This window comes from Streptomyces sp. NPDC034085 (genome assembly GCF_055575555.1).
On the sequence record NZ_JBVISL010000003.1, the window covers coordinates 83,582 to 97,167 of the forward strand.

The 13,586-nt window shown below is 70.8% G+C and carries 13 protein-coding genes and 1 pseudogene; 7 read left to right on the plus strand and 7 right to left on the minus strand.

The genetic code is table 11. The annotated features are described in order from the left end of the window. Positions 1-144: 144 nt before the first annotated feature. A complete protein-coding gene (locus tag ACZ501_RS10605) occupies positions 145-840 on the minus strand; it encodes an alpha/beta fold hydrolase (RefSeq protein ID WP_361606643.1) in 696 nt (231 codons plus the stop codon). 101 nt (positions 841-941) lie between these two features. Beyond that, positions 942-1,816, minus strand: a protein-coding gene (locus ACZ501_RS10610) for an IS5 family transposase (protein ID WP_468794034.1) whose coding sequence is annotated in 2 segments (ribosomal slippage) — positions 942-1,426 and positions 1,426-1,816 — 876 coding nt in all. Because the reading frame shifts where the segments join, the coding sequence is not laid out codon by codon here. 328 nt (positions 1,817-2,144) lie between these two features. On the opposite strand from ACZ501_RS10610, the pseudogene ACZ501_RS10615 reads away from it, so the two are divergent. Then, a pseudogene (locus ACZ501_RS10615) lies at positions 2,145-2,231 on the plus strand (IS5/IS1182 family transposase); the annotation flags it as partial. Between the two features lie 308 nt (positions 2,232-2,539). Here ACZ501_RS10615 and ACZ501_RS10620 read toward each other — a convergent pair. Beyond that, positions 2,540-3,604 carry an ABC-2 transporter permease gene (locus tag ACZ501_RS10620; protein ID WP_468794037.1) on the minus strand — a complete coding sequence of 355 codons (1,065 nt, stop codon included), beginning with the start codon at positions 3,602-3,604 and terminating at the stop codon, positions 2,540-2,542. Positions 3,605-3,683: 79 nt separating this feature from the next. Between ACZ501_RS10620 and ACZ501_RS10625 the strand changes: the two genes are divergently transcribed. The 3 genes from ACZ501_RS10625 (at position 3,684) to ACZ501_RS10635 (ending at position 6,514) form a co-directional block, all read left to right on the plus strand. Beyond that, positions 3,684-4,154, plus strand: a complete 471-nt coding sequence (locus ACZ501_RS10625; RefSeq protein WP_361606652.1) for a MarR family winged helix-turn-helix transcriptional regulator — start codon at positions 3,684-3,686, stop codon at positions 4,152-4,154. Between the two features lie 322 nt (positions 4,155-4,476). Next, positions 4,477-5,736, plus strand: a complete 1,260-nt coding sequence (locus ACZ501_RS10630) for a sensor histidine kinase (RefSeq protein ID WP_468794040.1) — start codon at positions 4,477-4,479, stop codon at positions 5,734-5,736. A gap of 103 nt (positions 5,737-5,839) precedes the next feature. Continuing rightward, positions 5,840-6,514: a GntR family transcriptional regulator gene (locus ACZ501_RS10635; RefSeq protein WP_468794043.1), complete on the plus strand. Its 675-nt coding sequence runs from the start codon at positions 5,840-5,842 to the stop codon at positions 6,512-6,514. A 241-nt stretch (positions 6,515-6,755) separates the two neighbouring features. Here the strand turns inward: ACZ501_RS10635 and ACZ501_RS10640 are convergent, their stop codons facing one another. Further along, positions 6,756-7,259 (minus strand): MarR family winged helix-turn-helix transcriptional regulator, encoded by a 504-nt coding sequence (locus tag ACZ501_RS10640; protein WP_362457052.1) that lies wholly within the window; start codon positions 7,257-7,259, stop codon positions 6,756-6,758. 277 nt (positions 7,260-7,536) lie between these two features. Between ACZ501_RS10640 and ACZ501_RS10645 the strand changes: the two genes are divergently transcribed. The 3 genes from ACZ501_RS10645 (at position 7,537) to ACZ501_RS10655 (ending at position 10,371) form a co-directional block, all read left to right on the plus strand. Beyond that, positions 7,537-8,610: an alkene reductase gene (locus ACZ501_RS10645; RefSeq protein WP_468794046.1), complete on the plus strand. Its 1,074-nt coding sequence runs from the start codon at positions 7,537-7,539 to the stop codon at positions 8,608-8,610. Between the two features lie 41 nt (positions 8,611-8,651). Beyond that, entirely contained in the window at positions 8,652-9,590 is a 939-nt protein-coding gene (locus tag ACZ501_RS10650; protein WP_361606664.1) for an NAD-dependent epimerase/dehydratase family protein, read from the plus strand. A gap of 337 nt (positions 9,591-9,927) precedes the next feature. Next, entirely contained in the window at positions 9,928-10,371 is a 444-nt protein-coding gene (locus tag ACZ501_RS10655; RefSeq protein WP_468794050.1) for a LysR substrate-binding domain-containing protein, read from the plus strand. Positions 10,372-10,677: 306 nt separating this feature from the next. Here ACZ501_RS10655 and ACZ501_RS10660 read toward each other — a convergent pair whose 3' ends face one another. From ACZ501_RS10660 to ACZ501_RS10670, 3 genes are all read right to left on the minus strand, one after another. Next, complete coding sequence (locus ACZ501_RS10660; RefSeq protein WP_468794053.1) at positions 10,678-12,033, minus strand: MFS transporter; 1,356 nt, start codon at positions 12,031-12,033, stop codon at positions 10,678-10,680. Further along, complete coding sequence (locus ACZ501_RS10665; RefSeq protein WP_361600417.1) at positions 12,030-13,175, minus strand: hypothetical protein; 1,146 nt, start codon at positions 13,173-13,175, stop codon at positions 12,030-12,032. The genes ACZ501_RS10660 and ACZ501_RS10665 overlap by 4 nt, the downstream gene beginning before the upstream one ends. 101 nt (positions 13,176-13,276) lie before the next feature. Next, positions 13,277-13,555, minus strand: coding sequence for a hypothetical protein (locus tag ACZ501_RS10670; RefSeq protein WP_361600420.1), 279 nt, complete (start codon positions 13,553-13,555; stop codon positions 13,277-13,279). Positions 13,556-13,586: the final 31 nt, after the last annotated feature.

Sequence of the window (13,586 nt, forward strand, 5' to 3'; positions counted from 1 at the left end):
GCTTCATCGCGCACCTCTTCGGAATCAGGGTAGAGCTCGATGCGCACTGGAGAGGCTGCAGTGCCACTGAGTGGAGCTACTTGCCTAAGCAGAATCCCACCGGTTGGATTCCGACGCATCTCTAGGGCGTGTATCGGAAGTGGATCAAGTCGTAGTGGCGAGTTCGACGAGGAGCTGGGCGGTGCCAGCAGGATCGATGATCTGATGGAGGTGTGCGCCGGGCAGGTGTGCCACGGCCCAGCTGCGTTGGCGCGCCTCGGCGGCAAGGTCGTCATACGGAGGACCGAACAGCAAGTAGGAGCAGGGATGGTCGTCCCAGCCGTCGGGGACCGGGATGTGCTGCTCGTAGTAGGACAGCGGCAGGGTGGGCTGCTCCTCAACGACTGTCTGCCGCACCAGCGGATCGGAGAACATGGGTGCGACGTCTGCCTCGTCCCACCAGTCGGTCCAGCGCGGCAGCCTGCCGTTCACAGCCATGGGGCGTAGGAACCCGAGCAGTTCGGGTGTGGCGACGGGGGTCGGTCCGGGCCGGGCCGGCAGCGCGGCATCGACGAAGATCGAGCTGGCCACCGGATGGTCGAGGCCCGAGCGGATCGTCGGGAGAAACAATCCTGCGTTGCTGTGTGCCACCAATGTGACGGGGCTTCCGGCCGGGACCTGCCGCAGATCGTCGCGGACGGCGTCGACGATGTGGGGCCAGAAGGGCGGAGCACCGGCGCCTATGTGCAGCAGGGACGGCACCCGCACCTGGTATCCCGCCGCCGTCAGGTGTTCGGCCACAGGGTGCCAGGTCGAGGGGCCTACGGACGGACTGTGCACGAGAACGAAGATCGGCTGCATGTGACGATCCTGTCGCCCATGCTTTCGGAGGCGCGACAGTCTTGGCTGACAGCAGAACGCTTCGCGTCGACGTAGCCCATGCGCCTCCACAACACGGGCGTTCACAGCCATTCGTTGATTGCGGTGATGAGGACAGTGGCTTCGTAGCGGACGGCAAGTTTGTCGTATCGCGTGGCCACGGCCCGGTGCCTCTTGAGGCGATTGATGCCGCACTCGACCGCGTGCCGAGCCTTGTAGTCCTGCGGGTCGAACTTCGGCGGCCTGCCGCCGCGCGAGCCGCGTTTCTTGCGGTTGCGGGCCTGGTCGGCCTTGTCCGGGATGGTGCAGTGGATCCCGCGACGCCGCAGGTAAGCGCGGTTCTTGCGGGAGGCGTATGCCCTATCGGCACGTACGCGATCGGGTCGGGTGCGCGGCCTGCCCGGCCCAAGACGCGGGACATGGACCTTGTTCAGGACCGGCTCGAACTGCGGGGAATCGCCCCGCTGCCCGGCCGTGATCACGATGGACATGGGCTTCTGGCCCTGTTCGACGGCCAGGTGCAACTTGGTGGTCAGACCGCCACGCGAGCGCCCGAGCCAGTGGTCGTCCGGCTCGACGCAGACGCCGCCGGGCGGCTCCTTCTGCAGCTCCCCTTTTTCCTCGCCCCGGCGGCGTGCTGGTGGGCCCGGCACACCGTGGAGTCGACGTTGATGTCCCAGGTGATCAGCTTTCTCGCGTCAGCCCGGGCCTGGAGTTCGGTGAAAATCCGATGCCAGGTGCCGTCCCGCTGCCAGCGGCGGAACAGGTCGTACGCTCGGCCCCACGGCCCGTACTCGGCGGGCAGGTCCCGCCACGGAGTCCCGGTGCGGACCCGGAACCGTATGCCGTTGATCAGCTGCCGCCTGGCCCACGTTGACGGCCGTCCGGGCTTCTTGCCCTTCGGCAACAGCGGCTCCAGCACCGCCCATTGCGCGTCTGTCAGATCTCCACGTGCCACGAACCAAGATCATCTCACGCTCCAGATCCACTTTCGATACACGCCCTAGCAGATGGAGACCAGTGCCCCGAGAGGAAGCAAAGGTCCTCTGACGTGCGGCTCGGCGCGAACTGCTTGCTAGGGAGATCGGTTGGATTGGATCGGTGGAGAAGGCGAGCTGAGGACGGCCTCGTGGAGACGGACCCCGCCCGATTCCCGGCGCGACCCTGCACTGTCGGGGGGAACCCACCTTCTCCTGCGAACCGCAAGTCGCTCGTGTCCGCGAGCCCCCCCCGTCGGCGCTCATCCGGATGGCGAACGCGCGGAGTGGCCCGGCGGTGTCCCACTGCTCCCGGCGGTGCCCCGGCTGCTCCTGGTGGCGTGCTGGCGTACCGACCTGACACTGCGCCAGCTCGCCCCGCTGTTCGGCGTCTCGAACCGTTCATGCCGATCGCTGGGGTCACGCCGGGCCCGCGTCACCCGCCGGCCCGACCGTGCGCGGGAGCCGGCGGCCGCCCTTTGGCGGCACTGCGGTCGCCCGGTTGTGCGGGCCCTGTCCCGGCCTGCGCGGTCGGGACAGGGCTGGCTCACGCAGTCGAGCCGGCACGGACCTTGCGGTGGGAGGCGTTGTGTTCTTCTTGCCGGGCAGGCAGTTCGCTCTGCCTGCGGTCTAGAGGACGATCCCGCAAGCCCCGCGAGCTTCGGCAGATCGCGGGGCCGGCGAGGTCAGACGGCAGGCGTCCCTCAGGCGGTGCGCAGCCGGGCCTTGCGGGTGCTGCGGGTGTCGCGCAGGTAGAGCAGGGCCACGCAGGCGGTGATCCACGCGGTCAGCACGGCGAGGCCGGACCACAGGCCGTCATCGTGGAAGTAGGACATCCCCTGGAGGGCGCGCACCCCCGCGCCGACGGGCAGCACGCCGGACAGCGGATGCAGCCAGTCGGGCAGGTAGAAGGGGGGCATGACGCCGCCGCTGGTGGCGTTGCCGAAGATCAGCAGGATCACCGAGGCGATGGCGGCGCCCGCGGATCCGGTCCATTTCACGATGGCCATGGTCGCGCCTCCCGCTGCCATGGCCATCAGGGCGGTGACCGCGGCCGTGCCGGCGAAGGAGCCGGGGAGGGCGCCGAAACCGGTGTCGCCGGCGAGGAGGGCGACGATGATGCCGCCGAGAGCGCCGAAGAGGGTCAGGCTGGCGATGCGCTGGCGAAAGCGCAGAGCGGGCGCGGCCTGGTAGGTCATCATCCCGAAGAGGTAGCCGGCCAGGACCAGGCCGAAGGCGGCGTAGAAGACCGACAGGCCTCGGGTGTCGCCGGCGGACACCGGCAGGATGTCCTCGCCGGCCGGGGGCGGGCCGTGCTGCGCTGCGGCTTGGGCGAAGGCGGCGGTCAGGGTGCCGGTCACGGAGGGGCCGTTGGCGCCGGCGTAGAGCAGCTTGCCGCTGCCCTGGCCGTGGGCGGGGAGGTGGGCGGCGTAGACCTCGCGGTGCTCGACCGCCTCGCGGGCCGCGGCTTCGTCGCCGTAGGTCCGGACGTCGAAGCCGCCGGGCAGGGCCCGCTCCAGGTCGGCTTCCAGGCGGTGCACCTCGGCGGCGGTGCCGACGGCTGCGACGGGGAGGTCATGCGGGCGGGGAGCGTGGAAGGCGGCGAGGTAGACGCTCACGAAGATCGTCCCGATGGCGAGCACCACGGCGACGGGCAGCAGGACGCCCTTGAGGCCGGAGCGGGGATGCGGTTCGGGGGCGGGGTCGGGTATGTCCCCGTGCGTGGCCGGCAGGACGTCGGCGAGATGGAGGGAGGTGGGGGCTGGCATGAAGAGAACCGTCCACGAGTTGTAAGGTGCCTGATAACCGAAGCAGTAAAACATAAGTTGCCTTACAAGTGGGGTCCCTGTGAGCGAGCAGCCCGTCCACACCGGCTATCTGGCCTGGCACTTCGCCCAGGCCATGGCCACCCGCCTGGAGAGAGAACTGCGCGCTCTCGACCTGAACCTCGCGCAGTACAACGCCCTCCAGCGGGCCGAGCGCCAGCCGGGGATCTCCAGCGCCGACGCCGCCCGTCACGCCGGCATCACCGCCCAGTCCATGGGCTCTGCCGTGGCCAGCCTCACCGACCGCGGCCTGCTCACGCGCTCACCCCACCCCACCAACCGCCGCATCCTGTGCCTGCACAGCACTCCCGACGGCTCCCGCCTCCTGGAGCAGGCACGAGATGTGGTCCGCCGGGTCAATGAAGAGGCACTGGCGGTTCTGGAGCCCCAGGAGCAGGCCTCGGTGCATCACCTCCTCCACCGTCTGGTCACCCATCTCAACCCCGGCGCTCTGCCCCCCACCGCCGGTCCCACGGCAACGCCCGACCCGTGAGACCAGCCGTCGTACCCGCCGGCGGCATCCGCGCGGGGAGGCTGAAGAGCCGCCCCGGCGCACGCGCGGGGGCGGCCCTGTTCTCGTCATACTTCAGAGCTACGCAGCAGAGCAGCTCTGCAGGGTGACGCCGACCACGGCCCCTCATCCCTAACGTCGGTTGAGTCTCCCTCCCGACCACTCAGACCATGGACGCCACTCCCGGCCTGGCACCGCCGTCCCCGGTGACGGCCGGCCTCACTCGATAGAGGTGAACGTGAACGACGAGCCACCCGCAGACCGGCTCCGAGAAGTGAACGCCCTCCGAACGGGTGCGCGCTCCATGGTGCAGGATCTGCTGACGCTCAGGTCCGACCCGCTGCCGCCCCTGCGTCGGCCCCGTCGGCTCGGCCGGCTGCCCCACGCATGCGTTGCCGCGGCCGCTGTCGTCGTGGTGATCGCCACCAGCGATCAGCTCGGCCACCGCAACCAGCTCGGCCTGGGCCACGGCATCCTCCTCGCGCTGCTCCAGGGCGGCGCGCTCCTGCTCGCTCTCGCCCATCCCGCCCCCGCCTGGTGGCTGTCCCTGACGGGGGCCGGCATCGCCGCCGCGGCCAGCACCCCTCATCTCCTGGAAAACACGCCCTGGCCGTGGACCATCCCGGGCTTGTGCGCACATGCCGCGGTCCTGCTGCTGCTGTCCTTGCGTGTCCGCGCCCCCGCCGCGTGCGCGACCCTGGCCGCCTCCGTCCTCCTGCCCTTCCTGATCGAACTCGCTGCGGACGCCGGCCGGTACCAGCGCACCACCTTCCTAACGATGGTGCTGTTCTCGCTCGCTGTCGCTCTCGGTGCCACCCTGCGCGGCCGGCGCGCAGCCCGGGCGCAGCTGGCCGAGCAGGCGGCGCTGGCCACCGTGGAACGGGCACAGCGCACGCTGCTGGAGGAACGCGGGCGAATCGCCCGCGAGCTGCACGATGTCGTCGCCCACCACATGTCGGTGATCTCCATCCAGGCCCAGGTCGCACCCCACCTCACCGAAAATCCGACCGAGCTGGCCGAGAACCTGGCGGGCATCCGGCAGAACGCACTGGACGCCCTGACCGAACTGCGTCGCATGCTCGGAGTCCTGCGCTCCGACGACGCCGAAAGCCCCCACGGCCCTCAGCCCACCCTCGAGGACCTCGATGCGCTGGTGGCCAACGTGCGCGGCGCCGGCTTGAACGTGACCACCGAGATCACGGGCCGTCCTGTCCGACTCCTCGACCCCGGCGCGCAGCTGGCCCTCTACCGCATCACGCAAGAGGCCCTCAGCAACTGTCTGCGCCACGCCCCGGGCGCCCACGTCCACCTGCGCCTCGCCCACACCGACGACGCCCTCGAACTCGCCATCACCAACACCGCCCCCACCACACCCGCTCCGCCCTCCCCCGGCTCCGGACACGGACTCCTGGGCATGCGCGAGCGCAGCACCATGCTCGGCGGCCACCTCACCGCCGGGCCCGATGGCACCGGCGGCTACCGCGTCAGCGCGCACATCCCGCTCGGTGAGCGCCTCGCCGCCCACCGCGACGACGCCATGCATACGGAGAGGAGCAGCGCATGACACCGGTGGGGGCGGGGCGTCGCCCGCCCTGCCCAGGGCAGCCGCCCCGAGGAACCGCGGCTGCTGCCGAAACGAACGGACCGACACCACCAGCGAGGACGCCGTGCCCCGAGACGCCCGCACACCGCTCGACGCCCACTACGGCACCGACGATCCCCACGCACTGCGCGAACGCATTCACGAGACCCTGCTCCTGGAGATCACCAGCGGTGAGCTGCCGCCGGGCACACCGCTCGGCGAAGGGGACACCGCCCGGCGGCTGGACGTCCCCCAGGTTCGCGTGCGGGAAGCCCTGCTGACTCTGGCCTCACAGAGGTTGATCGAGTACAGCGGCCCCGACCGTGCACACGTCACCCACACCAGCACCGCCGAGGCCCGGCACACCGCGACCGTCCTGCACGGCCTCTATCGCACCGCCCTCCTCACGGCCCCCTGGCCCCTCACCGGCGACCGCGTCCAAGCCGTGCGCAACTGCGCCGCAGCGCACACCCGCGCCGCTTCCGCAGGCGATGGCGCCGAAGCCCTCGCCTGCGCACTGGCGCTGTGGGACACCGTCCTCCATACCTGCGCCAACCCGCCCCTGCATGACGCCGTCAGCCACCTCAAGCCCGTATGGCAACGAGCCCACCGCGTCCACCTGTCCCCATCAGATGTCGGGGACGCCGACTGGGGCCCGTTCCTGACCGCCTGCGCCACCGGCGACCGCACACGAGCCCTCCACCACCTCGACCACCACTGGCGACACATCGACCGCCGCCTCACCCACCCCGCCACCTGAGACGCCGGTCACCACGTCCAAGACGTCACCGCTCCCCTACGCCGGAGCGAGCCGCACTCCCGGCCGGGAAGCCCCGAGGCCGACGGCCGCCAGGTGTCGCCGCCGGGCCGTCTGCGGGCTCAGCGAGACCGTAGGCCCGGCCGCGTGCGGCCGGCCCCGGTACGACGTCGGCGACGCGACAGGGGCACGGGCTGTCGGAACGCGGGCCGAGGCACCGCTCGCCCCTGCACCCGAGCGTCGGCTACACCTGACCGGCCTCCCCCGTCGGTGAGGCCGCCTGGCCGCCGGTCTCCTGTTGCGCATGCCGGGTCGCGGCGACGGCCAGGCTCGACTCGATCTGCTCCAGGATCTGGACAGCCTCGGCCTGCCGCTCCTCGGACAGTTGCCCGGCGGTACATTCCTCCAGCTCCGCCCAGACCTCGTCGACCTGGTGGCGCAGGGCGAGGCTGGCCTCGGTGGGCTCGATGATGGTCGCCCGCTTGTCGGTGGGGCTGGGCCGGCGGCGAACGAAGCCCGCGTGTTCGAGCCGCTTGACGGTGCGGGTCATGGTGGCCGCGTCGGAACCGAGCAGCCGGACCAGGTCGATCTGGCGCTGCGGCCCGAGGTCCCACAACTGCATCATCACCAGTTCCTGGCCAGGGTGAAGGCCGACCCGGCGAAGGAGCTGCCCGGCGAGCATGCGATGCAGCCGGGCCACCCGGAAGATCGCATGGGCCATCGGCCCGGCCTGGACCGAGGGTGGCATCGGCATGCCGGCCGCCTCGGCAGCGTCAGGCGTGGAAGCCTCGGGGTCTGGGCCGATCATGTGATGCTGCGCTCCTTCATGTAACTGCTCGAACACCTATATCCCGAGTCTATCGCTCCAGACCGGCCAAGATCGAGCGAGTTTCAGGACGAAACCCACCCATTCTTGCCTCGAGTGACGCGAGGCGGAATGTCCAGGCGACTTTACTTGTTCGAGCAGGTAATGTGAGAATTGCAGCGGTCCTGCGAGGGGCCCCGTACGAACGAGGAACGACCACATGAACAAGGCTTTCGCCTCCTACGACCTGTCCGGCACACGCCTGGCCAACCGCGTCGTGATGGCGCCGATGACCCGCAGCCGGGCCTACGGACCCGGCCTGTCCGCCACGGAGCTCATGGCCGCCTACTACGGTCAGCGCGCCGGTGCGGGCCTGATCGTCACCGAGGGCACCCAGCCGTCGGCGGTCGGTCAGGGCTACCCGGACACCCCCGGCATCCACTCCGACGAGCAGATCGAGGCGTGGAAGAAGGTCACCGGCGCGGTCCACGAGCGCGGCGGGGTGATCTTCCTGCAGCTGATGCACACCGGGCGGGTCGGCCACCCGAGCCTGATGGGCCTGACACCGGTCGGACCCTCTGCGGTCAAGGCCGCCGGCCAGGTCTACACCCACCAGGGCCCGCAGGACTTCGTCACTCCTCGCGAGCTGACCGAGGCGGAGATCGCCCGGACCATCGCCGACTACGCCGCCGCCGCGCGCAACGCGGTCGCGGCCGGCTTCGACGGCGTGGAGCTGCACGGCGCCAACGGTTACCTGATCCACCAGTTCCTCGCCCCGAACTCCAATACACGCACCGATGCGTGGGGCGGCTCCCCGGAACGCCGCATCCGGTTCGCGGTGGAAACGGCGAAGGCAGTCGTCGAGGCGATCGGTCCGGAGAAGGTCGGCTTCCGCATGTCGCCCGGCAACCCCTTCAACGACATCGCCGAGACCGACCAGGACGATCTGGAGGCCACCTACTCCGCCCTGGTGGAGGCCCTGGTCCCGTTGAACCTGGCCTACCTGCACCAGATGGAGTCCGCCGGGGCCCGCGAGCTGACGGTCCGGCTGCGTCGGCAGTGGCCGGGCACCTTCATCCTGAACCCGTTCACCGGCGCCGAGCCCACCGGCCCCCAGGAGCTGGACCTGATCGAGGACGGCACCGCCGACCTGATCGCGTACGGATCCCTGTTCCTGGCCAACCCCGACCTGCCCGAGCGCCTCGAACGCGGCGGCCCCTTCAACACCCCCGACCGGGCTACCACCTACGGCGGCGACGAGCGCGGCTACACCGACTACCCCGCCCTGCCCTGACCCGACACACTCAACCGGCACAACGAACGAAGGCACCCGCAATGAACGCTGGCCCCAACAGTTCGGCAGCCCCGAAGAAGCCCAAAGCGCGGCTGAACGGCACCGTCGACCGCACGACCACCATCGGCGCCCCCTCCCTCGAGCAGCTGGATCTCACGTCCAAGCGGGTGCTCGTCGTCGGCGGGACAGGCGGCCTGGGCCGGGCCGTGGCCCAGCAGGCCCTGGCCCTCGGCGCCGAGGTGACCGTGGTGGGACGGACCTTCCGCGACCACGCCACGGACCGGCTCACCTTCGTCCAGGCGGACCTGTCCTCGATGCGCGAAGCGGTCCGGCTGGGAAGGGAGCTTCCCGCTGAAACCTACGATGTCGCCTTCTTCTCGCTGGGCATCATGGCCGCCAAGACGCGCGAGGCAACCGCCGAAGGCATCGAGCGGGACCTGGCCGTCAGCTACCTCAGCCGCCTCGCGATCCTGCAGGGCCTCAGCCCCAGGCTGGGAACCGGCCGCCCGGACAGCGCGCCCCAGCCCCGCGTGTTCATCATGGGAGCACCGGGGGCCGGCAACACCGGCCGGCTCGAGGACCTGAACTCCGAGCACGGCTACAAACCGATGGCCGCGCACATGAACACCGTCGCCGGCAACGAGGTCCTCGTACTCGCGGGCGACCGCAGACTCCCCGGGCCGGCGTACTTCGGCCTGAACCCTGGATTGATCAAGACCGACATCCGCTCCAACTACCTGGGGGAGGGCAGCCTCCTGCACCGTCTGGCCGAAGCCGTGGTCGGGCTGGCCGGTCCCTCCCCGGAGACCTACGCGGCAAGGATCGTCCCCCTGCTGTTCACCGACGGCCTCAATGGTCGCACTGCCCTGATGTTCAACAACAGAGCCCAGGTCATCCGGCCAAGCGCCGGACTCGACACGGCCTACAGCGACCGCTATCTGGACGCCTCCGAAGCACTCCTGCGCCGCGCCACAGGCTGACCCTGGGAACCGCCACTTTCAAGGCCGCGTTTCACGTCCCGAGGAAAAACCCGCCGGCTCGCCGACTTCGTCATGGCCAGCAGCTGACAGCAGCCGGCTACACCGGGCGGGCGGGCACCACTCCCCCTGGGGGAACAGCCTCGCCCGCCGTCCGAGAGCCGCACCGGTTCCCGCGTCCGCGGCTCCCGGCCCCACATCCTCAGAGCCCCCACCGCGGTCAGAGCCCTGCTGCCCCCCGCCCTGACCGCTCTCGCGGACAACCACCCGGGTCTGGAGCCCTTGATCTCCGAGATCGACCCGGCCGGAGTCGCCCACGCCATGCGGGCAGGAGATCTGGATGTCGCGCTGCTCCACGAGTGCCCGGTCTGAGCTCCGAGCCCCTGCTCACCGAGCCCATGTACCCGGCCTCCCCCGTCACCCGGGGGAGGCGCCGGACGCCCCTCCCGCGATCAGCTGCTGGAGGCACGCCTCCTGGATCACCGCGACCTCCGAGACGCTTTGCTACGCGATGACCATCCGGGCGTGCCAGGCCGCCGCATTCACTCCCCGCATCCGCCACCACGTCGACGAGTTCGCCACCGTGCTGCTCCTGGCGGCAGCCGGCCAGGGCGTGGCGATCGTGCCGCATCCGGGGATCGTCGACCCACCGCCGAACGTGGCGCTGACGCGGCTTCCCACCGAGCGGCGCACCATCGTCGCTTACCGCCAGGGAGCCGCCGGGAACCCCGCCGTCGAAGCTGCGGTCACCGCGGCGCACGTGGCGGTCCCGCCGGGCTCGTGAGACCCGGCCGGGTAGCCGAGGAGTGAGATCCCTCTCGGATACCAGGACCTGCTCGCCGAGCGCAGTTCGGTGGGCGGCAGGTCGACCACGACCCGCCCGGAGGGGATCTTCACCCCCGCCTCGGCGGCGGCCGCCTGCGCTGCGAGCGGCTCGCACGGGGCATTGGCACGGCAGAGGGATGCCGCGGTAGCGGGCGCGATCAGCCGGGAGACCTCGCCCTGGCCGCCGCGCGCGGGAAAGCCCCGGCACCGGACGCGTGAGGACCGCCGGGCCCGCGCCCCGTCCCGGGGCCGGGCCCGGCGGTTGTCAGGGGGCCGTGGTGGCCGGTGCGGGGTGCAGGGCAGTGTTGCCGAGGGCCTGGCGGTCCTGGGCGCCGAAGGTGGACCACAGGGCCGCCGTCAGCAGCAGGAGCGCACCGAAGAAGAGGTAGACCGGCCTCCCCCCGAAGCGGTCGAAGAGGAACCCGGTGGCGAGGATGGCCCCGGCGCTGACGATGCGGATGACGGCGTCGAGGAGCCCGTGCCAGGTGCCGAGCAGCGCGGCGGGGGCCCGGAGCTGGACCAGGAGGCCCGCGGACCTGAGGTACACGGTGAAGCCCAGGCCGAAGAGGATCAGCGCGGCCGCGAGGATCCACTGCGTCCCGCCGAGCAGCGCCGCCGCCAGCGTGCCGGCGCCCGCGAGGGCGGTGGCCCAGCGCAGGCTGGAGTAGATGCCCTCCGGGCCGGCTTTGGCTACGACCAGGCCGCCGATGACGGCTCCGATGGTGGAGAAGGCCAGGAAGGAGCCGGCGCGGGCCGGCGACATCTCGAAGGTCTCCCTCATCAGGGACAGCAGGGAGAGGATGACGGTGGAGAGGGCGAGCACGGTCAGGGCGTGGAAGATCAGGAAGCGGCGCCAGGCCGGACTGGTGGCCAGCGTCCTGGCCACCACGCGACGCGACGGCAGGACGGCCGGCTCCTCCGGCGCCGCGGCCCGGGAAGCCTCCTCACCCGGGCCCCGGTCCGGGGCGGACGCCGGGTCCGCGGACCGTGGCCGACGGGCCACGACGGCGACGAACGCGGCGAACACGGCGAGGGCGATCACCTGCAGCCCCGCGGCGACCAGAAGGGCCCGGGACCCGGGCATCAGTGCGATGACCAGGCCCGCGACGACGGGCGAGAGCAGCTCGCAGGCCGAGCGGATGGTCCCGCCGATGCCCTGGACCCGTACGAGGGTCTGGGCGTCGAGGATCCGCGGCAGGAGCACGAACAGCGCCATCTCCCCGATGTGGTGGACGAGGTCCACCGTGGCCGCCGCGACGACGATCGCCCACAGGTGCGACGACAGGAACGAGGAGCCGATGCCGATGAGGACGAACACACCGATCTTGACCAGGTACGCCGCGACCAGGACGGCCCTCGGGTTGCCCCGGTCCAGCAGCGGTCCGGCCGCGATCGAGGCGACAACCTCCACCCCGTATCCCACGCAGTAGACCAGGCCGACCGTGCTGACCAGCCCGGAGAGGTCCAGGGCAAGGTTGGCGAACGCGATGTCGTAGATGCCCTCGCTCAGGGAACGCGACAGCACCAGCGCAGCGAAGACCACCAGGAGCAGCGTCAGCCACCGCGGCGCGGAGTTCAGCACGGCGCGGCCCGTCCTCGGCTTCTCCTCGGTCGCGCTCACCGGTATGCCAGCTCTCGCACGACATCGCCCGCGAGAGCGGAACCGGGTGCGTCGAAGGCCGGCGGTAACCCGTCGGCGGGCACGGGCACGAACAGCTCGGGCAGGTCCGCGCCGCGCGAGTCGTGGACCTCGTACTCCACCCGGTAGTGGAGGGTCCCGCTGCCCCGGGCCCGCATGAGCACACCCGGCTCGATCGTCAGGACGACCCGCGGGTCCCGCGGGAAGGGGAGGACCTGGCAGGCCCCGAAGGTGGGTGAGTCCGTGCGGCGGTCGATGAGTTGCAGTTCCATGTCGGGATTGTCGTACAGCAGCGGGGACAGCTTCAGCGTCAGGTGCGGATGTGCGCTGAAATACCCCGGCCAGGAGTCCGAAAGGTCGTGGACCATGGTGTCGGCGAGCCCGTTCTCGACGTTGGAGCCGATGCCGTACGAGTCGTCGCGGATGGACTGGTAGGAGCCGACCCCGGCGGTGACGGTGGCGAGTTCGGACACGGGCAGGGCGGGCTGCTGCCCGGCGAGGTCCCGGTCGATGAAGTAGCGGTGCAGCTCGCCGCCGATCTCCGCGGAGGCCACGACGCCCTGCTCGGTCGCGCCGCCGAGCCAGCTGCGGGAGACCACCTTGGAGATCAGGAACTGGGCGGCCGTCGGCAGCTCGACGGTGTTGGCGACGGCCCGCGGCCGGGCACGGTCCATGTCGGCGACGGAGTACGTGGCGTTGTCGTCGAACGGGGACCACTGCGAGGCGGGGTCCTGCGGGGCGTGCAGGGAGTAGTCGTTGCGGGTGGTCACGTTCTCCAGCCGTTCGAACCAGTGCGCGTAGCCGGGCGGGACGGCCAGCACGCACGACCCGTCCGCCGGGACGTCGATCACCAGTTTGCGGTCGTACTCCGGCGAGTCCTCCCGGCAGTCGTACATGTGGACGGTGACGGGCCCGGTGCCCGCCGGCCCGTAGAAGGACAGCCGGTCGTACTGCCCGAGGTGCACCGCGTACTCCTCGTACGCGAAGTGCGGGCTGTGCACCATGTAGTGGTACGGCCGGTCGTTGCGGGAGGACCGGATGTGCCGCGCTCCCGGGAGACCGGATTCCTCACCCGTCGTACGGGTCTTGGTCATGATCAGGTGCGGCTTGGGGAGGGCGGACATGGACGGCGTTCCTCTCTGCGGAGCGGGGTTGGGAAGCAGTCGCACGTGCCTGGGGCGGGTGCACCGGACCGGTGCACCCGCCCCCAACGACTGCCGGCCGATCAGACGGTGGTGACCACGACGCCCTCGGGCAGGGCCGCCTTGAACTCCGCCAGGTCACCGAAGGAACGCGAGGTGATCTGCTCCTCGGTGTCGGCGTCGATCATCCGCGAGGCGATCTTGCCGAGGATGCTGCGGAAGTACTCCGGGGTCTCGAAGTACGGCTCCAGCGCGGAGCTCAGGCTCTCCAGGGCGGCGCGGGCGGCGGGGTCGGTGACGTCGCCGGACATGGCGGCGAGCTCGGTCTTCCAGGCGGCGGTCTCGGCACTGGTGATCGACATGATGAGTTCCCTTCGGTGGGTTCTGCGGTCG